Genomic DNA, 19,906 nt, shown 5'->3' on the forward strand with positions numbered 1-19,906 from the left:
CGCGCGGTTCCAGCGGATGCGCGGCAAGAGCGTCTTCTACCCGATGGGCTGGGACGACAACGGCCTGCCCACCGAGCGCCGCGTGCAGAACTACTACGGGCACCTCCTCACCGGCTACGCCAAGGACGTCTTCCCCCGCTTCGAGACCATGCGCGGACGGCAGGTGCACCGCCGCTTCGGCTGGGACACCCACGGCCTGCCCGCCGAGCTCGAGGCGGAGCGGCAGCTCGGCATCACCGACAAGTCCCAGATCGAGGAGATGGGCGTCGCGGCCTTCAACGCCGCCGCGAAGGAGTCGGTGCTGCGCTACACCGGGGAGTGGCAGGACTACGTCACCCGCCAGGCGCGCTGGGTCGACTTCGACGACGACTACAAGACGCTCGACCCCACCTTCATGGAGTCGGTGATCTGGGCGTTCAAGCAGCTCTACGACAAGGGCCTCGCCTACGAGGGCCACCGCGTGCTGCCGTACTGCTGGCGCGACCAGACGCCGCTCTCAAACCACGAGCTGCGGATGGACGACGACGTCTACAAGATGCGCCAGGACCAGACGGTCACCGTCACCTTCCCGCTGGTCGGCGAGACGGCGGAGGCGCTCCAGCTGACGGCGGTCCGCGCTCTCGCGTGGACGACGACGCCGTGGACGCTGCCGACGAACCTCGCGCTCGCCGTCGGGCCCGACATCGAGTACGCGGTCGTCCCCGCCGGCCCGAACGGCGCGGCCGACGGCAGGGGCGAGCCCGAGGAGCGCGAGCTCTCGGCCGAGTACCTGCTCGCCATCGACCAGGTCGGCGCCTACGCGAAGGACCTCGGCTATCCGGACGCGGAGTCGGCCCTGGCCGCCGTCTCGCGCACCCACCGGGGCTCCGAGCTCGAGGGGATCAGCTACGACCGCCTCTGGGACCACTACGCGGACACCGAGGCCTGGGGCACGCAGAACGCGTGGCGCATCCTCGTCGCCGACTACGTGACCACCAGCGAGGGCACCGGCATCGTGCACCAGGCGCCCGCCTACGGCGAGGACGACCAGAAGGTCTGCGAGGCGGCGGGCATCCCCGTCATCATCTCGGTCGACGACGGCGGCCGCTTCCTGCCGCAGATCAGCGAGGTCGCCGGCCTCCAGGTCTTCGACGCGAACAAGCCCCTCACGCAGCTCCTGCGCGCGGGCCACCGGCTTCTCCGCCAGGCGAGCTACGAGCACTCGTACCCGCACTGCTGGCGCTGCCGCAATCCGCTGATCTACAAGGCGGTCTCGAGCTGGTTCGTCCGCGTCACCGCGATCCGCGACCGCATGGAGGAGCTCAACCAGGAGATCACCTGGGTCCCCGAGAACGTCAAGGACGGCCAGTTCGGCAAGTGGCTCTCGGGCGCGCGCGACTGGTCCATCAGCCGCAACCGCTACTTCGGCTCGCCGATCCCGGTGTGGAAGAGCGACGACCCGGAGTACCCGCGGATCGACGTCTACGGCTCGCTGGACGAGCTGGAGCGCGACTTCGGCGTGCGCCCGGACGACCTGCACCGGCCGTTCATCGACGAGCTGACCCGCCCGAACCCCGACGACCCGACCGGGCGCTCGACGATGCGCCGGATCAGCGACGTCCTCGACGTCTGGTTCGACTCCGGATCGATGCCCTTCGCCCAGGTGCACTACCCGTTCGAGAACGCGGACTGGTTCGACACCCACAACCCGGCGGACTTCATCGTCGAGTACATCGGGCAGACACGCGGCTGGTTCTACACGCTGCACGTGCTCTCCACCGCGCTCTTCGACCGCCCGGCGTTCCGCAACGTGGTCAGCCACGGCATCGTGCTGGGCAACGACGGGCAGAAGATGTCCAAGTCGCTGCGCAACTACCCGGACGTGGCCGAGGTCTTCGACCGCGACGGCTCCGACGCCATGCGGTGGTTCCTGATGTCGAGCCCGGTCCTCCGGGGCGGCAACCTCGTCGTGACGGAGGAGGGCATCCGCGAGGGCGTCCGCCAGGTGCTGCTGCCGCTGTGGAGCACCTGGTACTTCTTCTCCCTCTACGCCAACGCCTCGGCGGGCGGCGGCTACGAGGCGACCAGGCGCACCGGCTCCGAGGACGTCCTCGACCGCTACCTGCTGGCCAAGACCCGCGATCTGGTCGAGACCGTGACCGGCCGGCTCGAGGCGCTGGACTCCACACTCGCGGCCGCCGCGCTCCGCGACTTCAGCGACGTGCTGACGAACTGGTACGTGCGCCGCTCCCGCGACCGCTTCTGGCAGGGCGTCGACGAGGACGGCCGCGGATCGGAGGCGTTCGACACGCTCTACACGGTCCTCGAGACCGTGTGCCGCGTCGCCGCCCCGCTCCTGCCTCTCGTCACGGAGCAGATCTGGCAGGGCCTGACCGGCGGCCGCAGCGTCCACCTCACCGACTGGCCGGAGGCGGACGAGTTCCCCGCCGACCCGGCGCTCGTGCACGCGATGGACGCGGACCGCGGCATCTCGTCCACCGCGCTCTCCCTCCGCAAGCAGGCCGGGCTCCGCGTCCGCCTGCCGCTCGCGCGCCTGACCGTGGTGGTCGCCGACGCCGCCGAGCTCGCGCCGTTCGAGGCGATCCTCCGCGACGAGCTGAACGTGAAGGAGGTGTCGCTGGTGCCGCTGGTCGACTCCAGCGCCACCGACTACGGCGTCACCTCCCGTCTCGCGGTCAACGCGCGCGCCGCCGGGCCCCGGCTCGGCAAGGGCGTGCAGACCGTGATCAGGGCCGCCAAGGCCGGCGACTGGAGCGAGACGGACGGCGTCGTCTCCGCCGGCGGCGTCGAGCTGGTCGAGGGCGAGTACGAGCTCACGCTCGAGGTCGGCGGCTCGGCCGGCGACGACCGCGCCATCGCCCTGCTCCCGCGCGGGGGCTTCGTGCTCCTCGACACGGCGACCACCCCCGAGCTCGAAGCGGAGGGGCTCGCCCGCGACCTCATCCGCGCGGTGCAGGACGCCCGCAAGGCGGCCGGGTTCGAGGTCAGCGACCGGATCGTCCTGGAGGTCGTGCTCGATGAGCCGAGCCTGCAGGCGCTCGAGCCGCACGCGCTCTGGATCGCGGAGGAGACCCTCGCGACCGGATGCGCGTTCACTCCGCTCACCACGGCTCTCGAGGGCGGCGAGGGCGCGATCGCCGTCGGCCCCGCGGGCACCGCCATCATCCGCGTCGAGAAGGTCGAGGCCGCCGATGTCTGATCCGTTCGAGCCGGACGACGCCGACCGCGCGGCCGCCGACGCCGTCTACGCCGCGCTGCTGGAGCGCCTGGGCGAGGCGAGCGTCCGCCCGCGCCTCGCTCCGACCCGGCGCGCCGTCGAGATCCTCGGCGACCCGCAGCGCGCCTACCCGGTGATCCAGATCGCCGGAACCAACGGCAAGACCTCGACCAGCCGGATGATCGAGAGCCTGCTGCGCGCCCACGGGCTGCGGGTGGGCCTGTTCACCAGTCCGCACCTCGAGCGCTTCAACGAGCGCATCGTCATCGACGGAGAGCCGATCTCGGACCGGAGCCTCGCCGACAACTGGCAGGACGTCGAGCCGTACCTGCGGATGACCGACGCCGAGCTGGCCGAGCAGGGCGAGGCGCCGCTGTCCTTCTTCGAGGCGATCACCGTCCTGGCCTACTCGGCCTTCGCCGACGCGCCGGTCGATGTGGCCGTCGTCGAGGTGGGGATGGGCGGCGAGTGGGACTCGACGAACGTCGCCGACGCGCAGGTCGCCGTCTTCACGCCGATCGCCCTCGACCACACCGACCGCCTCGGCTCGACGATCGAGGAGATCGCGCGCACCAAGTCGGGCATCGTCAAGCCGCTCGCCTCGGTGGTCTCCGCGAGGCAGGTCCCGGAGGCGGAGGCGGTGCTGCGGCACGCGGCCGAGGCCACCGAGTCGACGATCGTCGTCGAGGGGGCGGAGTTCGACGTCGAGTCGACGACCGTCGCCGTCGGCGGCCAGGTCGTCACCGTCCGGGGACTCGTCACCACGTACGAGCAGCTGCTGCTGCCGTTCTTCGGCGACCACCAGGCCGAGAACGCCGCCGTGGCCGTCGCCGCGGTCGAGACGTTCCTGGGAGGCGGGACGCAGGAGCTCACCGGCGACGTCCTCGACGAGGGCTTCGCCGCCGCGACCTCCCCGGGCCGCCTGCAGCTCGTCGGACTCGCTCCGCGCACCGTCGTCGACGCGGCGCACAACCCGCACGGTGCCGCGTCCCTCGCCGCCGCTCTCGGCCGCTACTTCGACTTCGACCGCGTGACGGCCGTCCTCGGCGTGCTGGCCGAGAAGGACGCCGAGGGGATCCTCCGGGAGCTCCGCCCCGTGGTGGACGAGCTGATCGTGACCACGGCGCCGAGCGATCGGGCGATGCCCGCCGAGGAGCTCGCCGCACTCGCCCGCACCGTGTTCCCGGAGGAGGCGGTCCGCGTCGCCGACGACCCGCTCGGTGCTCTCACGGCCGGTCGCGTCCTCGCGGCGCGCACCGACAAGGGCGCCCTGCTGGTCACGGGCTCGATCACCCTCGTCGGCCGCACGATCACCGCGGCCCGCGACGAGAACTGGCTGGGCGCGTGAGGGCCGGACGCCCGCGGCGCTCGCGGACCGTCCGGGAGAGCCTCGGCTCGATCGTGCTCGGCTTCGAGGCGGTCATCGTCTTCCTCGCCACCCTGGTGGCCTTCGGGCTGAAGGCGGCCGACCCCGTGGTCGTGCTGGTCGGGGGAGCGGTGGTCTGCCTCGCGCTCGTCGCCACTCTGGGCCTGCTGAACCGGCCGGTCGGCTTCCGCATCGGCTGGGTGCTCCAGTTCGTTATCGTGGCCTCGGGCCTGCTGGTCCCGATCATGTACGTGATCGGCGCCGCCTTCGTGGCGCTGTGGACGTACTGCATGGTGACCGGCACCCGCCTCGACGCTCAGACGCGCCGGGCGGCGGAGCCCACCGACCCCACCGAAGGAGACCGCTGAACCATGGCCACCCAGGAGACCCTCGTCCTCGTCAAGCCCGACGGCGTCGCCCGCAACCTCACCGGCGAGATCCTCCGCCGCATCGAGGCGAAGGGCTACTCCCTCGTCGACGTGAAGCTCGTCGAGGCCGACCGCGAGCTGCTCGCCGCCCACTACGCCGAGCACGAGGGCAAGCCCTTCTACGAGCCGCTCGTCGAGTTCATGGAGAGCGGCCCGATCGTCGCCCTGCGCATCGCGGGCGACCGCGTGATCGAGGGCTTCCGCGCCCTCGCCGGCACCACCGACCCGACCACGGCCGCTCCCGGCACCATCCGCGGCGACCTCGGCCGCGACTGGGGCCTCAAGGTCCAGCAGAACCTCGTGCACGGGTCCGACTCCGAGGAGCCGGCCGCGCGCGAGCTCGGCCTCTGGTTCGCCTGAGCCGCTCGGCCGCCTGCCTCTGACGACGTCCGTCAGAGGTAGGCGAGCACGTTCAGCCTCACCTGCGCGACCACCGCGATCAGCAGGTAGCAGAGCAGCGTGATGAACGGGACCCAGCCGTAGGCGGCACCGGCGAAGCGGCGCACCCCGGCGGGGACGGGGAACACGCCCTCACGGAGGTTGCGGAGCGTGACCAGCCAGAAGCCCGGGATGACGACGGCCCAGGTGAGCATGCACCAGGGGCAGAGGGTTCCGAGCGCGAAGACGCTCGTCGCGATGAGCCAGCCCACGAACACCAGGGCCAGCAGGAAGCCGACGTTGAAGGCCGCCCAGAACCACCGGTCGAACCGGGCGCCCGCGAGCAGGCCCAGCCCCACCACGATCGGCGCGATCCAGGCCGCCAGGCCGATGAGGGGGTTCGGGAAGCCGAAGACCGCGCCCTGCGCCGAGTTCAGGTTCGCACTGCACTGCACGAGCAGGCTGAAGTCGCAGCCGAGGCCCGCATCGGGGTTCTCGAGAGCGGCGAACTTGTCGTTCGTGAGGGCGAAGGCGGCGGTCCAGCCGATCACGCCGAGGACGATCAGCAGGACGGCGAAGAGGACGGGGCGCTGCTGCATGGGGGCGTCGCGCACCCCGGGATCGCTGGACACCGGGGGATTATGGCACGCGCCGGATCGGCGCCTCTGGGAATGCGTGCGATAATCGGAGCCGTCGGTCCGGGGGACCCCGCATCGACGCGAAGAAGGTTTACCGGGCGAGCACCGGGCCACAGGAGATCGACAGCGTTCCGCGAATGGACGCGCCGGATCTCCGCTCCGCCGGGAGTCGACCGCAGGTCGCACCGCGGAGGAGCGCGTGTCGGATAGTCAGTTCCGAGAGTGCAGCTGCAACCGGAGTCCCGCGCCACGAGCGCGACGGGACCGGGGGAGCGGAAGGATTCGCGGCGGGCCGAGGCCCCTCGCACGAGAGAAGCATCCGGGAAGACGACGCGGCGGACGACCCGGCCGAGGAGTGCACCAGGAATGGTGGAAGACAACAGTACGAGCGGATCCGATCCGGACCGCGACGGGCCCCGCAGCGGGGCCAGGAAGATCAGCCGCCTCTTCGGTGGCCGCCGGGCGAGCCGGCGGACCGAGTCGAGCGCGCCAGCGACAGGGGAGACGATCATCGACAGCAACGAGACCGACCAGACCGGAGCCGAGGGCACCGAGCTGCCCGAGACCGGGAGCGCCGCGGAGGCGGCCGAGCCGTCGACGTCGACGGGCGCGGTGTTCTTCAACGCCCTCCCGCAGACCCCGGGCGCCGACCAGGAGGAGCCGCGACGGCCCGCACTGCCGAGCCCGTCGCTGCTGTTCCAGGCGCCGGTCCTGCCCGACTACGTCGAGCTGGCTCCGCTGCCTCCCCGCGGTGCGCCGCTGGGCGTCCAGGAGGAGCGCGAGAGCCCGGCCGAGGAGCAGGGCTCCGTCCGCCGCCGCTCGCGCCGCCGCAGCGGCGAGAGCGAGAGGTCCGGCTCCGACGACCCCGAGAACACCGTCGTCCGGGTCCGCCAGCCGCGCGAGCAGCGCGAGGCCCGCGAGCCCGAGCTCATCACCGAGCCGCAGCGCATCAAGGGCTCGACCCGCCTCGAGGCCAAGAAGCAGCGCCGCCGCGACGGCCGCGACGCCGGCCGGCGCCGCACGGTCGTCACCGAGTCCGAGTTCCTCGCCCGCCGGGAGGCCGTCGACCGCGTCATGGTCGTCCGCTCGAAGGAGGACAGCATCCGCATCGGCGTGCTCGAGGACGGCGTCCTCGCCGAGCACTACGTCGCCCGCTCGCAGGAGGCGTCGCTCATCGGCAACGTCTACCTCGGCCGCGTGCAGAACGTCCTCCCGAGCATGGAGGCCGCCTTCGTCGACATCGGACGCGGGCGCAACGCCGTGCTCTACTCCGGCGAGGTCGACTGGGACGCCGCGAACAACGCCGGCGGCCCCCGCCGGATCGAGCTCGCGCTCAAGCCCGGCGACCGGGTCCTCGTCCAGGTCACGAAGGACCCCGTCGGCCACAAGGGCGCCCGTCTCACGAGCCAGATCTCGCTCCCCGGCCGCTACCTCGTCTACGTGCCCAACGGCTCGATGAACGGCATCTCGCGGAAGCTCCCGGACACCGAGCGCGCCCGCCTGAAGAAGATCCTCAAGGAGGTGCTGCCCGAGAACGTGGGCGTCATCGTCCGGACCGCGGCCGAGGGCGCCACGGAGGAGCAGCTGACCGTCGACGTCGAGCGCCTGACCGCGCAGTGGACGGCTCTCAGCGCGAAGGCCGCGACCGGGCAGGCTCCCGCTCTCCTGCACAGCGAGCCGGACCTGCTGATCAAGATCGTCCGCGACGTCTTCAACGAGGACTTCGAGAAGATGGTCATCGCCGGCGACGACGCCCGCGAGACCATCGAGCTCTACCTCAGCCAGGTCGCACCCGATCTGCTCGAGCGCGTCGAGGTCTACACGGGTGAGAAGGACGCGTTCGACGAGTTCCGCATCACGGAGCAGATCGAGAAGGCGCTGGAGCGCAAGGTGTGGCTGCCCAGCGGCGGCTCGCTCGTGATCGACCGCACCGAGGCGATGACGGTGGTCGACGTCAACACCGGCAAGTTCGTCGGCTCGGGCGGGAACCTCGAGGAGACGGTCACGAAGAACAACCTGGAGGCGGCCGAGGAGATCGTCCGCCAGCTGCGCCTGCGCGACATCGGCGGCATCATCGTCGTCGACTTCATCGACATGGTGCTCGAGTCCAACCGCGACCTCGTGCTCCGCCGCCTGGTCGAGTGCCTGAGCCGCGACCGGACGAAGCACCAGGTCGCCGAGGTCACCTCGCTCGGCCTCGTGCAGATGACCCGCAAGAAGTTGGGCCTGGGCCTGCTCGAGACCTTCAGTGAGAACTGCGAGATCTGCGCCGGACGCGGCGTCATCGTCCACCACGACCCCGTGCTCAAGCACCGGTCGACCGCCGCTCCGCAGCAGGAGCAGCGCCGCCGGGGCAAGGGCGGCGAGCAGCAGCCCGCCGCCTCCGGGCGCTCGAACGGCGGGCAGAACGGGCAGGGCGCGCCGGCGACCAAGCCGATCAGCACCCACGCCATCACGGACGACGCGAAGAACGCGCTCGCGCAGATCGCCGCCAGCACCATCCACCCCCAGGCCGTGCGCCAGGCGGCGGAGGAGGCGGCCGCGCTGGTCGAGGACGCCGCCGAGACCGTCGAGGCCATGGCGCCGGAGGAGTCCGCCACGGCACCCGAGGAGCAGCCGTCCGAGCCGAGCCGTCGCGGCGAGCGTCCCGCCCGGGGCGAGCGCCGTCGTCGCAGCCGCGACCGCGAGCCGCGCCAGGAGGCCGCCGAGACGGCGACCGTCGAGTCGGCTCCCGTCGAGACCCCGGTCGAGAAGGAGATCGAGCCGGCCGTTGCCGCGCCGATCCTCGACATCCCGATCGCGCCGGTCACGCCTCCGCGCCGCGTCCGCAGCGAGGTCGCCGAGCACCTGCTCGACTCCGTGCTCGACGCTCTGCCGGCCCCGAAGCAGCCCGGCCAGGGCCGTGCGAAGAGCCGTCGCGTCACGACGGCCGCGCTCACCGGAGTCGCGGTCATCCCCGAGCAGACCCCGCGCCGCGCCGACCAGTAGCGCGACCCGGTGTCAGGAGGGCCCGGTGCCCGGCGAGAGCCGGCGCCGGGCCCTCTCGGCGTCCCGGTCGCGCCCGCGGACGCGGAGCCCGCTCCGCCTCAGCCGCTCGACCAGCTCCCGCGCGCCGACGGGGACCGCGCCCGCCGCGACGAGCTCGTCGATCCGCCCCTCGGGCACGTCGTCGTGGTCCAGATCGACGCCGCGCTCGGGCACGCCGAGACGGCGCGCGAAGTCGTGGAGCTCCTCGAGCGAGACGTCGCTCACGAGGTGCGCCCACAGCCGGCCGTGCGCCGGCCAGCGCGCGGCGTCGACGAGGATGGCCATTCCCCGATCGTAGGCGGCGCGCCGTCCGTCCACGCGCCTCCTCCTCGACTATCGTGACGGGGTCGCCGGTCGGGTGGACACGGCTTCGCAGTCGTGTGCGTTTGACCGTGGAGCGCGGATCCCGTACTCTTGACCGTTGGTGTGGCGCGATCCATGTGCTCACGCAGATTTCCGTTGTCGCTCCGCCCCTCACGGGGCGCGGGCCGCGGTGCCGGTTCCCTCGTGTCGTGAGGAGACGGGTACGAACCGGAAGACCGGGGCTCAGCCCCGTCCCTACAAGCCCCGGACGAGGCCTCCGCTCCGTCCAGACGAGAAACAGGTACGAGAAGTGGTTTACGCAGTTGTGCGCGCCGGCGGTCGGCAGGAGAAGGTCGAGGTCGGCACCATCGTGACGATGGACCGCGTCAAGGCCGACGAGAACGGCACCGTGCAGCTTCCTGCCGTGCTGCTCGTCGACGGTGAGTCGATCACCTCGGACGCGGCGACCCTCGCGGGCGTCACCGTCACCGCCGAGGTGCTCGAGGACCTCCGTGGTCCGAAGATCATCATTCAGAAGTTCAAGAACAAGACCGGTTACAAGAAGCGCCAGGGGCACCGTCAGGACCTCACGCGCGTCAAGGTCACTGGCATCAAGTAGTCCTGCAAAGGAATTGAGCTGACCTGCGGAGCGAGCCATCGCCCTGCAGGGCAACAGCACGGGGCTGCGGCCCCCCGGTCTCGAGGAGATGAGAAATGGCACACAAGAAGGGCGCGAGCTCCACTCGCAACGGTCGCGACTCGAACGCGCAGCGTCTCGGCGTCAAGCGCTTCGGCGGCCAGGTCGTGAACGCGGGCGAGATCATCGTCCGCCAGCGCGGCACCCACTTCCACCCCGGCGCGAACGTCGGACGCGGTGGCGACGACACCCTGTTCGCCCTCTCGGCGGGCGCTGTCGAGTTCGGCAGCAAGGGCGGCCGCAAGGTCGTCAACATCGTGGCGGCCGCCCAGTAGGGTCGACCTCCTCGGCCGCACAGGCACAGGACGCAAGGGGCGGGCTTCGGCTCGCCCCTTGCGCGTTTACCGGGGCACAGCCCCCCGGCGCCGGCATCCCGGCGCCGCACGCACTCACGGACGGATTCACACCATGGTCACCTTCGTCGACAACGTCACGCTGCATATGCGTGCCGGCCACGGCGGCAACGGCTGCGTCTCCGTCCGTCGCGAGAAGTTCAAGCCGCTCGCCGGCCCCGACGGCGGCAACGGCGGGCACGGGGGCGACATCGTCCTCGTCGCCGACCCGCAGACGACGACGCTGCTCGCCTACCACCGCCACCCGCACCGCAGCTCCGAGAACGGCGGTCCCGGCATGGGCGACCACCGCGCGGGCGGGAACGGCGAGCTCATGGAGCTCCCCGTCCCGGTCGGCACGGTCGTCAAGTCGCCGGACGGCGACCAGCTGATCGACATGGACGAGCCCGGCCTCCGGTTCGTCATCGCTCCGGGCGGGCAGGGCGGGCTCGGCAACGCCTCGCTCGCCACCACGAAGCGCAAGGCGCCCGGCTTCGCGCTGCTCGGCACGCCGGGCTGGGAGGGCGACGTCGTCCTCGAGCTGAAGACCGTCGCGGACGTCGCGCTCGTCGGATTCCCCTCGGCGGGCAAGTCGAGCCTCGTCGCGGCGATCTCGGCGGCCAAGCCGAAGATCGCGGACTACCCGTTCACGACCCTCGCGCCCAACCTCGGCGTCGTGCAGGCGGGGGAGTCGCGCTTCACCGTCGCCGACGTGCCCGGTCTCATCGAGGGCGCGAGCGAGGGCAAGGGCCTGGGTCTGGAGTTCCTCCGCCACGTCGAGCGCTGCACCGCGCTCGTCCACGTGCTCGACTGCGCCACGCTCGAGCCCGGCCGCGACCCGCTGACCGACCTCGACATCATCCTCGGGGAGCTGGCGGCGTACCCCGTCGGCGACGGACAGGTGCCGCTGATCGAGAGGCCGCAGCTGATCGCGCTCAACAAGGTCGACGTGCCCGAGGCCCAGGAACTGGCCGACTTCGTCCGGGCCGACCTCGAGGGCCGCGGCTACCGCGTGTTCGAGATCTCGACGGTCAGCCACTCGGGACTCCGCCAGCTGACGTTCGCCCTCGCCGAGATCGTCGAGAAGCACCGCCTCGAGCTCGCCGCCGTGCCGCGGGTGGAGCGCATCACCATCCGCCCCCGCGCCGTGGACGAGAAGGACTTCGAGATCCGGGTCGAGGGTGGCTCGTACGGCAACGTGTACCGGGTCCTGGGCACCAAGCCCGTGCGCTGGGTCGCGCAGACCGACTTCACGAACGACGAGGCCGTCGGCTTCCTCGCCGACCGCCTGGCCAAGCTCGGAGTCGAGAACGGCCTGTTCTCGGCTGGAGCGGTCGCCGGCTCCACCGTCGTCATCGGCCCCGGCGACGGCGTCGTCTTCGACTGGGAGCCGACCCTCACCTCGACGGCCGAGCTCATCACCGCGCCCCGCGGAACGGACCTCCGCCTCGAGGACAACCGGCGCAAGACCCGCAACGAGCGTCGCGAGGACTACTTCGAGCGGATGGACGCCAAGGCCGAGGCCCGCGCGGAACTCGAGCGCGAGCGCCAGGGCGGCGTCTGGCGCGTCGCCGACGAGGGCGACGGCACGGAGGCCGGCGAGGAGAGCTGACTCCCGCCGCCGGGGTCGTCTGCCTCTACACTGGCCGGATGCCGCAGACAACCCCCGACAGCAGTGCGCTGACCGAGCGGTTCGCCGCTTCCCGCGTCGCGTCGCGCTCCCTCCGCAGTGCGACCACCGACCTCAAGAACCGGGCTCTGCTCGCCATCGCCGACGCGGTGCGCTCGAGCGCCGAGCGCGTCGTCCCGGCGAACGAGCTCGACCTCCAGCGGGGTCGCGAGAGCGGCATGAGCCCGGGCCTGCAGGACCGCCTCCGCCTCGATGCGGTGCGCCTGGGGTCCCTCGCCGACGCCGTCGTCGCGGTCGTCGGGCTCACCGATCCGGTCGGGCAGACGGTGCGGGGATCGAACCTGCCCAACGGCGCCTCCCTCACCCAGGTGCGGGTCCCGTTCGGCGTGGTTGGAGCGATCTACGAGGCGCGCCCGAACGTCACCATCGACATCGCGGCGCTCGCCCTCAAGAGCGGGAACGCCGTGATCCTGCGCGGAGGCACGGCCGCGGAGAACACGAACCGCGTCCTGGTGGAGCTGCTGCAGGAGGCCGTCGCCTCCGTGGGCCTGCCCGCCGAGCTGGTGCAGACGGTCGACGACCACGGCCGCGAGGGCGCGAAGGCCCTCATGCGAGCGCGCGGCTACGTCGACGTCCTGGTGCCGCGGGGGAGCGCGGGCCTCATCGAGTCGGTCGTGACGGAGTCGACGGTCCCCGTGATCGAGACGGGCGCCGGAGTCGTCCACGTCTTCCTCGACGCCAGTGCCGACGAGCGGTGGGCCGTGGACATCGTCCACAACGCCAAGGTGCAGCGTCCGAGCACCTGCAACGCCCTCGAGACCCTCCTCGTCCACCGCGACGCCGCCGAGCGCCTCCTCCCGCCCGTCCTCGGCCGGCTCGCGGAAGCGGGAGTGACCGTGCACGGCGACGAGCGCGTCGCGGCGCTCTGGCCCGACGCGGTGCCCGCCACCGATGAGGACTGGTCCGCGGAGTACTACTCGCTCGACGTCGCCGTCGCGATCGTCGACGACCTCGACGCCGCGATGGCCCACATCGACCGGTACTCCACCCACCACACCGAGTCGATCGTGACGAACGACCTCCGAAGCGCCGAGCGCTTCCTCGCCGAGGTCGACTCCGCGGTCGTGATGGTCAACGCCTCCACCCGCTTCACCGACGGCGGGGAGTTCGGGTTCGGCGCCGAGGTCGGCATCTCGACGCAGAAGCTGCACGCTCGGGGCCCCATGGGCCTTCCCGAGCTGACCAGCACGAAGTGGCTGCTGCGCGGCGCGGGAGAGGTCCGCGCCTAGCGCCCGGACCGGCGATCCGGCGTCGAGCGGCGTCCGGGTAGACTCGTCTGAGCCCCGCCGGGGCGACCACGACATCCAAGGAGCACTGCATGTCCCTCGCGACGACCGTCCTCGCCGAAGCAGCGGCCCACACGGAGCTGCCGTTCCCCCCGATCGTCTTCGGCCTGATCGCCGCCGTCGCCTTCACGGCCCTCGGCTTCGTCACCTGGAGCTACCGCGACGTGGCGAACCGCCACTCGCACAAGACCGGCGCCGGCTCGCACGACCAGCACGGTCACGGACACTAGGCGGGGAGCCCAGCGATCGTGACGTCCGCCGCGAGCGGAGGCCCGCGGCGTCCGCGCATCGGCGTGATGGGCGGCACCTTCGACCCGATCCACCACGGTCACCTGGTCGCCGCCTCCGAGGTGGCCCAGTCGTTCGACCTGGACGAGGTCGTCTTCGTGCCCACCGGCCAGCCGTGGCACAAGAAGACGGTGACCTCCGCCGAGCACCGGTACCTGATGACGGTGATCGCGACGGCGTCGAACCCGCGCTTCACCGTCAGCCGCGTCGACGTTGACCGGATCGGCACGACCTACACGATCGACACCCTGCGGGACATCCACGCCGCGCACCCCGACGCCGACCTGTTCTTCATCACCGCCGCGCACCCGGTCGCTCAGATCCTGAGCTGGAAGGACTACGACGAGCTGTGGGAGCTGGCCCACTTCGTCGCCGTCAGCCGGCCGGGGCACGTCCTCAACGTTTCGGGATTGCCGGCCCAGGACGTATCCTTGTTGGAGATTCCGGCACTGGCGATCTCCTCGACCGACTGTCGGAGCCGCGTCAACCGGGGTCATCCGGTCTGGTACCTGGTTCCCGACGGTGTCGTCCAGTACATCTCGAAGCACCACCTGTATCGGAGCACGTCATGACAGTTCAGCCCGAGGAGAAGCCGCTCACCCGGCGCGAGATCCGCGAGCGCGAGAGGCGCGAGGCCGGTGCGGCCACGACCGCCGCCGTTCCGACGACGTCCCGCCGGGCTGCCACCGCGACCGCCACCACCGCCGGCGACATGCCGGTGCTGACCCCCACCCAGGCCCTGCGGATCACCCCCGTCGAGCCGAGCCCCGCGAGCGAGCCCGACCTGCGCACCTCCTCGATGGAGATCGTCGCCACCGAGAACGCCACGGGCCGCCAGCTGACCCGTCGGGAGCTGCGCGCACTGCTGGCGCAGCAGCAGGCGGAGAAGGTCGCCGCCGCACCGGAGGCGGAGCCGCCCGCCGACGAGGAGCGGTCCGACGACGAGCGCTCCGACTACGTCGAGGCCGCCCTCGAGCGCGCCTCGGCGCTCCCGCCGACCGGGGCGGTCCCCGTGATCGAGGCGGCCGACGAGTCCCGTGATGCGGAGCCGGTGCCCGAGGGCGCAGCGGAGCAGGAGCCGGAGGGCGACGAGGACGTCGTCACCGAGGACGCCCCCGAGGCGTCCGAGGAGGAGGCGGACGAGTCCGCCACCGATGCGACCGCGGACGCCGACGCGGCCGAGGTGCACGAGGCCGAGATCGAGAGCTCCTCCTCCGACGACGAGACGCCGTCCGCGGACGCCTCCGACGAGCGGGACGCGGACGACGAGCAGCCGACGGCCGGCGAGCAGCCCGAGCAGCCGCACCTGAACACCGCGCTCTTCGCGTCGGTGGGCGGATCCCTCGACATCGCCGACGAGAAGGCCACCGAGATCACCGGGAGCTTCGAGCCGCCGATCGAGCACCTCGCCATCACCGAGGAACTCGACAGCAAGTCGAAGGAGGAGGTGGACGCCTCGTTCGACTCCCTCATCGCGAGCGGAGTCGCCGCCACCGGTGCCGTCACCACCACCAACGCGCTGATCCTGCCGACCACGGGCCCCGGCGCGACAGTCGGCACGGACACGGGGGAGATCCTCGTCACCGGCTCGTTCGACCTCCCGCGCAGCCTCGGCTCCACGGGCCAGCACCCGAACCTCTACGACTCGCCCGATGTGGACCGCTACGTCGACCGCATCGACCGCGAGCAGCCCGTCGGCGAGTCCGAGCCGGTCCGGGCGTCCAGCGCCGTCTCCACCCACGCCGCCGGCACCTCGATGATCGCGCCGCAGAAGCGCGCCGGCGTGAGCGTCCCGGTGGTCCTCGCGATCACCGCGGCCGTCCTGCTGGTCGGCGCGATCGCGCTGTTCATCGGCGGCTTCGTGCTCAACATCTTCTGATCTCCACCACCGACACTGAAGGCTTCATGACTGCGACCGATTCCGCCCGCGCCCTGCTCCAGCTCGCGGCCACCGCCGCCGACTCCAAGGGCGGTGAGGACCTCGTCGCCCTCGACGTCTCGGGGCCGCTGCCGCTGGTCGACATCTTCCTCCTCGCCACCGGCCGCTCCGAGCGCAACGTGGTCGCGATCGCGAACGAGGTGGAGGACCGCCTGAACGATTCCGGCGCCAAGCTGCTGCGCCGCGAGGGCCGTGCGGAGGGCCGCTGGATCCTCCTCGACTTCGGCGACCTCGTCGTGCACGTCTTCCACGAGGAGGACCGCATGTACTACTCGCTCGAGCGCCTCTGGAAGGACTGCCCAACGGTGCCGTTCACCCTCGAGCAGCCTGTCGCCGTCGAATCGTCGACGTCCTCGAACTGACGAACACGCCCGGCGACAGCGCTCGATTTCACTTCACGCGAATCGTGTTGTAGTTTATTCGAGTTGCTTCCGCCGGGCGGAGACAGCGAAAGACAGCACGAAGCAAGACAGAACACAACATGGGTCCGTGGCGCAGCTGGTAGCGCACCTGCATGGCATGCAGGGGGTCAGGGGTTCGAATCCCCTCGGATCCACCGAACAGGTCCGCACTCCTCCGGGAGTGCGGACCTTCGTCGTTCCCTGCGTTAGAGGGTCCGGCGCCGTCCTGTCCGGCGCCGTCCTGTCCGGCTCAGGCCGGCGCGGCCAGCCATGACCGTGCCCGTCCGGCCACCGGGTCCCCCTGCTGGTCACGCGCGGGTCGGCCCGACCGGCTCCACATGGCCGCCGCATCCGGCGAGGAATCCGGAGAGCTCGCCCCAGGCGTCCTCCCCGATCGTGGTGCCCGGGCGCCGTGCGAGATCGGCCCGAGCGTCCGTCAGCTCGTCGACTCCCGTCAGGATCCTCGTCCGTGCCGCTCCCGTGCCCTCCCATCCGGGCGCGTACGTCCTGACGTCGGGGTGGCTGTAGAGCACGGCCGTCTCGAACCACGGCGTGGGCAGACCGTTCAGGGCCAGGTGCTCCTTGAGCCGCGCGGCCTGGATCCGGACCTGCCGGGCGGGGACGTGCTGCTCGACATGCGTGCGCACCGTCCACCGCGACACCGTCCCCGGTGCGATCTGAACCGCGAAGGCCTCGGGCAGGGCGTCCTCGTCGAGGAGGACGCCGTAGGAGGGGTGGACGGTACCGGGTCGCACGCCGTCGAAGACGACCCCCTGCCAGTACTTGGCCTCGATGATGAGCGCGCCGTGCCGGGTGAGCAGCAGATGGTCGATCTGCGCGAGGAAGCGGCGCGTCGTGCGCGCGTCGACCGGTACGAAGACGACGTTCGTGGCGAGGACGCCGGACAGCCCCGCCGAGGCGCACGCCTCCCGGATCAGGGTGTGCGAGACGGCCTCGCTGCTCCAGGTCCTGGCGAGCGCGTCACGGGTCTGCTCGACCTCCTCCTGCGCCGTCTCGAGCTCGGTCCGACTGAGGTCGCGCTCGGCGTCGCGCGCGCGCGTCAGTGCCTTGAGCGCCGCCTCGTGGCTCCGGTCGCGCTCGGCGATCGTGCGCTGGTGCTCCTCCGTGGCCTCCTCCGCGGCCTGCTCCGCCGCCGCTCTCGCCGCAGTGCGCCGTCGGCGGCCGGCGACGACCGTGATGAGAAGGGCCAGGAGCAGGGCGGCCGCGACGGCCCAGGGGAGGTACTCGTTCATGGTCCCCAGGCAAGCACGGACCACCGACCGTGCGCCGCGACGGCTCCCGATCACGCCGCTCGGCGGACCGGTCGCGGTGCGCTCGCTCGTGCCCGGCCCGGACGTCTTCGTCGGCGTCCGCCTGCGCGCGCGGCGGAGACGCCGGCCCTGCGCCGGCCGATCGCGCAGGCGGAGCCCTACCGCCGCCTGGCGGACGCGATGCGCGACCAGCACGAGGTCCGGCTGACCGGCGTCGAGGGCACGCTGCTGGGCTTCGTCGGCCCGCAGCCGTTCCAGGGGATCAGCGTCGCCGGCCTGCACACGCACGTCGTCGACACCACCGGAGGGATCGGCGGCCACGTGCTCGCCGCCTCCGGAGTCGCGGGCCTGCTCGAGATCGAGCAGTACGGCGGCATCACCCTCCTCCTGCTGGAGTCGGACGACCACCCGCGAGCCGACCTGGACGCGGTGGCCGACGCCGGGATCCGCGCCGTGGAGACCGACCACCCGCCCTGAGCGGCCCTACCCTGGACGCATGCCTTCACTGCGCGACGTCCACGCCGTCATCGACCGTCTCTGGCCGGAGGCGGCCGCCGAGAGCTGGGACGCGCCCGGCCTGGTCACCGGCGACCCCGACGCCGCGGTGGAGCGGATCCTGCTCACGGTCGACGTGGTCTCCGACACCGTCGCGGAGGCCGTCGACGGCGGATACCAGCTCCTGGTCGCGCACCACCCGCTGCTGCTGCGCGGCGTCACCTCGATCGCCGAGGACGGCTACAAGGGCCGCCTGCTCGCGGACCTCGTCCGGGGCGGCTGCGCACTGATCTCGGCCCACACGAACGCCGACATCGTCGCGGACGGGGTCTCGGACGTGATCGCCACCCGCCTCGGCCTGACCGGCGCGACTCCGCTCGTCCCGGGCGCCGACCCGTCGGTCGGGCTCGGCCGAGTGGGCGACCTGCCCGAGGAGGTGACACTCGGACGCCTGGCCGGAGCCGTGGCCGAGCTCCTGCCGGCCACCGCAGGGGGAGTGCGGGCCGCGGGCGCCTACGAGACGCCCGTGCGCCGCGTGTCGCTCTGCGGGGGAGCGGGGGACTCGCTCCTGGACGCCCCCGCCGTCCGCACGAGCGACGTCTTCATCACCGCCGACCTCCGGCACCACCCGGCGTCCGAGGCGCGCGAGAAGGCCCTGCACGGCACCGGCCCCGCCCTCATCGACGTCTCGCACTGGGCGAGCGAGTGGCTGTGGCTCGACGTCGCCGCGACCGCGCTGCGGGAGGCCCTGCCCACGGTCACCGTCGAGGTGAGCGAGACCCGCACCGACCCGTGGGATTTCGCGATCGTGCACTGACCCGCCGCGGGCACGGGAGAATGGACGCGGCGCGCCCGTACTGCGCGCCGGGAACGAGGACCGCCACGTGAAAGCCAGCCCCGCACACCAGCGCGAACTCCTGACTCTGGCGAGTCTGGACACGAGGGGCGCGCAGCTGCGCCACGCCCTCGCGACGCTCCCGCAGATCGCGCGGATCCAGGCGATGCAGGCCCGCGACAACGAGACCCGCCGCTCCCTCGCCGAGCGCACAGGGCGCCTCGAGGACGTGCGCACCGAGCTCGGGCGCATCGAGTCCGACGTCAGCGTGGTCGAGAAGCGGCTCACCCGCGATCGCGACCGCCTGCAGACCGCCTCCGCGGCCAAGGACATCGCCGCGCTCGAGAGCGAGATCACCTCCCTCGTGAAGCGACGGGGAGACCTCGAGGACATCGAGCTGACGCTGATGGAGCGGATTGAGGGCATCGAGTCCGAGGTCGCCGCGGCTCAGGCCGAGCGCGACGAGGTCGTCGCCTCGCTCGGGACCCTCCCCGAGGAGCGCGACGCGCAGGCCGAGAAGCTCCGCGACAAGCAGGAGGCGCTCGCCCGGGACCGGGCGGACCTGGTGACGACCCTTCCGGAGGACCTGGTCGAGCTGTACGAGAAGCAGCGCGCCCGCTACGGAGTCGGCGCGGCCCTCCTCCGCGGGAAGGTGTCGGAGGGGAGCGGCGTGGCCCTCACCGAGTCGGACCTCTCCTGGATCCGCGCCTCCGCTCCCGACGAGGTCGTCCTCTGCCCCGACAGCGGCTGCATCCTGGTGCGCGGCGAGGAGTCCACCCTCGCCTGAGCCGTACACTGGACGGGCGAACGGGCCGGCAAGACGGTCGCGTCATCGCGGCGAGAGCCGTGGTGCCGAGGAACGTCCGGGCTCCGCAGAGCAGGGCGGTGGGCAACACCCACCCGGGGCGACCCGCGAGACAGTGCCACAGAGAACAGACCGCCGTCGGCTCCGGCCGGCGGTAAGGGTGAAACGGTGGTGTAAGAGACCACCAGGGGCCGGAGTGATCCGGTCCGCTCGGTAAACCTCGCCCGGAGCAAGGTCAGACAGAGGACGATGCGGCTGCTCGTCGGGTCCTCGGGTAGACCGCTGGAGGGTCACGGCGACGTGGCTCCGAGAGAGATGGCCGTCCAGCGCCCGCCGAGAGGCGCGGCGTGAACAGAACCCGGCGTATCAGCCGACCCCTTCGCCACGAGATGCCCCGCCCCGGCGGGGCATCTCGCGTCTCCGCCGGTCGCCGAGCTCGCGCTCCCGCCCGCAGGCAGCGCGACGGCCTGCCGTGGCGGTTCCGGGGTCTCGACACACCCTTGCGCGGCT

Annotated in this window: 19 protein-coding genes, 1 tRNA gene and 1 other RNA gene; 18 read left to right on the plus strand and 3 right to left on the minus strand. The window is 71.9% G+C overall.

Translation table 11 applies throughout. The features are described from left to right. The 4 genes from ileS to ndk all read left to right on the plus strand — a co-directional run. On the plus strand, window positions 1-3,199 hold a 3,199-nt coding region (ileS, locus tag C5C33_RS12405), incomplete at its 5' end, for an isoleucine--tRNA ligase (RefSeq protein WP_104261255.1). Beyond that, the gene (locus tag C5C33_RS12410; protein ID WP_104261256.1) at window positions 3,192-4,565 is read left to right on the plus strand and encodes a folylpolyglutamate synthase/dihydrofolate synthase family protein; all 1,374 of its coding nucleotides are present in this window, start codon (window positions 3,192-3,194) and stop codon (window positions 4,563-4,565) included. The genes ileS and C5C33_RS12410, both read left to right, overlap by 8 nt. Beyond that, on the plus strand, window positions 4,562-4,951 hold the full coding sequence (locus C5C33_RS12415) for a DUF4233 domain-containing protein (RefSeq protein ID WP_104262805.1): 390 nt from the start codon (window positions 4,562-4,564) through the stop codon (window positions 4,949-4,951). Before C5C33_RS12410 ends, C5C33_RS12415 begins: the two co-directional genes overlap by 4 nt. Window positions 4,952-4,954: 3 nt before the next feature. Further along, window positions 4,955-5,371: a nucleoside-diphosphate kinase gene (ndk, locus tag C5C33_RS12420; RefSeq protein WP_104261257.1), complete on the plus strand. Its 417-nt coding sequence runs from the start codon at window positions 4,955-4,957 to the stop codon at window positions 5,369-5,371. 32 nt (window positions 5,372-5,403) lie between these two features. On the opposite strand, the gene C5C33_RS12425 is transcribed toward ndk, so the two are convergent. Further along, window positions 5,404-6,021, minus strand: a complete 618-nt coding sequence (locus C5C33_RS12425) for a vitamin K epoxide reductase family protein (protein WP_374953826.1) — start codon at window positions 6,019-6,021, stop codon at window positions 5,404-5,406. A gap of 372 nt (window positions 6,022-6,393) precedes the next feature. On the opposite strand from C5C33_RS12425, the gene C5C33_RS12430 reads away from it, so the two are divergent. Further along, window positions 6,394-9,015 carry an Rne/Rng family ribonuclease gene (locus C5C33_RS12430; RefSeq protein WP_104261258.1) on the plus strand — a complete coding sequence of 874 codons (2,622 nt, stop codon included), beginning with the start codon at window positions 6,394-6,396 and terminating at the stop codon, window positions 9,013-9,015. Between the two features lie 12 nt (window positions 9,016-9,027). On the opposite strand, the gene C5C33_RS12435 is transcribed toward C5C33_RS12430, so the two are convergent. Further along, on the minus strand, window positions 9,028-9,339 hold the full coding sequence (locus C5C33_RS12435; RefSeq protein ID WP_104261259.1) for a DUF4031 domain-containing protein: 312 nt from the start codon (window positions 9,337-9,339) through the stop codon (window positions 9,028-9,030). A 328-nt stretch (window positions 9,340-9,667) separates the two neighbouring features. Here C5C33_RS12435 and rplU point away from each other — a divergent pair, with 328 nt between their 5' ends. The 9 genes from rplU to C5C33_RS12480 all read left to right on the plus strand — a co-directional run bounded on the left by rplU (window position 9,668) and on the right by C5C33_RS12480 (window position 16,145). Further along, on the plus strand, window positions 9,668-9,976 hold the full coding sequence (gene rplU, locus C5C33_RS12440; RefSeq protein ID WP_104223682.1) for a 50S ribosomal protein L21: 309 nt from the start codon (window positions 9,668-9,670) through the stop codon (window positions 9,974-9,976). A gap of 95 nt (window positions 9,977-10,071) precedes the next feature. Further along, on the plus strand, window positions 10,072-10,329 hold the full coding sequence (gene rpmA, locus C5C33_RS12445) for a 50S ribosomal protein L27 (RefSeq protein WP_068209107.1): 258 nt from the start codon (window positions 10,072-10,074) through the stop codon (window positions 10,327-10,329). 133 nt (window positions 10,330-10,462) lie between these two features. Then, window positions 10,463-11,998, plus strand: a complete 1,536-nt coding sequence (obgE, locus tag C5C33_RS12450; protein WP_104261260.1) for a GTPase ObgE — start codon at window positions 10,463-10,465, stop codon at window positions 11,996-11,998. 38 nt (window positions 11,999-12,036) lie between these two features. Continuing rightward, a complete protein-coding gene (locus tag C5C33_RS12455; RefSeq protein WP_104261261.1) occupies window positions 12,037-13,305 on the plus strand; it encodes a glutamate-5-semialdehyde dehydrogenase in 1,269 nt (422 codons plus the stop codon). A gap of 89 nt (window positions 13,306-13,394) precedes the next feature. Further along, entirely contained in the window at window positions 13,395-13,592 is a 198-nt protein-coding gene (locus C5C33_RS12460) for a hypothetical protein (protein ID WP_104223679.1), read from the plus strand. Window positions 13,593-13,610: 18 nt separating this feature from the next. Beyond that, window positions 13,611-14,222 (plus strand): nicotinate-nucleotide adenylyltransferase, encoded by a 612-nt coding sequence (nadD, locus tag C5C33_RS12465; RefSeq protein WP_104261262.1) that lies wholly within the window; start codon window positions 13,611-13,613, stop codon window positions 14,220-14,222. After that, on the plus strand, window positions 14,219-15,529 hold the full coding sequence (locus C5C33_RS12470; protein WP_104261263.1) for a hypothetical protein: 1,311 nt from the start codon (window positions 14,219-14,221) through the stop codon (window positions 15,527-15,529). Before nadD ends, C5C33_RS12470 begins: the two co-directional genes overlap by 4 nt. Window positions 15,530-15,555: 26 nt before the next feature. Further along, window positions 15,556-15,951 carry a ribosome silencing factor gene (rsfS, locus tag C5C33_RS12475; protein ID WP_104247265.1) on the plus strand — a complete coding sequence of 132 codons (396 nt, stop codon included), beginning with the start codon at window positions 15,556-15,558 and terminating at the stop codon, window positions 15,949-15,951. A 121-nt stretch (window positions 15,952-16,072) separates the two neighbouring features. Beyond that, window positions 16,073-16,145 (plus strand) — tRNA-Ala (locus C5C33_RS12480). 153 nt (window positions 16,146-16,298) lie between these two features. Here C5C33_RS12480 and C5C33_RS12485 read toward each other — a convergent pair. Beyond that, complete coding sequence (locus C5C33_RS12485; protein WP_181136244.1) at window positions 16,299-17,243, minus strand: nuclease-related domain-containing protein; 945 nt, start codon at window positions 17,241-17,243, stop codon at window positions 16,299-16,301. Between the two features lie 159 nt (window positions 17,244-17,402). Here C5C33_RS12485 and C5C33_RS18585 point away from each other — a divergent pair, with 159 nt between their 5' ends. From C5C33_RS18585 to rnpB, 4 genes are all read left to right on the plus strand, one after another. Next, a complete protein-coding gene (locus C5C33_RS18585) occupies window positions 17,403-17,738 on the plus strand; it encodes an acetolactate decarboxylase (RefSeq protein ID WP_258069236.1) in 336 nt (111 codons plus the stop codon). A gap of 19 nt (window positions 17,739-17,757) precedes the next feature. Further along, window positions 17,758-18,573 (plus strand): Nif3-like dinuclear metal center hexameric protein, encoded by an 816-nt coding sequence (locus tag C5C33_RS12490; RefSeq protein ID WP_104261265.1) that lies wholly within the window; start codon window positions 17,758-17,760, stop codon window positions 18,571-18,573. A gap of 67 nt (window positions 18,574-18,640) precedes the next feature. Next, window positions 18,641-19,378 carry a zinc ribbon domain-containing protein gene (locus C5C33_RS12495; RefSeq protein ID WP_104261266.1) on the plus strand — a complete coding sequence of 246 codons (738 nt, stop codon included), beginning with the start codon at window positions 18,641-18,643 and terminating at the stop codon, window positions 19,376-19,378. 21 nt (window positions 19,379-19,399) lie between these two features. Continuing rightward, an RNA gene (gene rnpB, locus C5C33_RS12500) (RNase P RNA component class A) lies at window positions 19,400-19,778 on the plus strand. Window positions 19,779-19,906 lie beyond the last annotated feature (128 nt).

Source organism: Rathayibacter sp. AY1H3, from assembly GCF_002932015.1.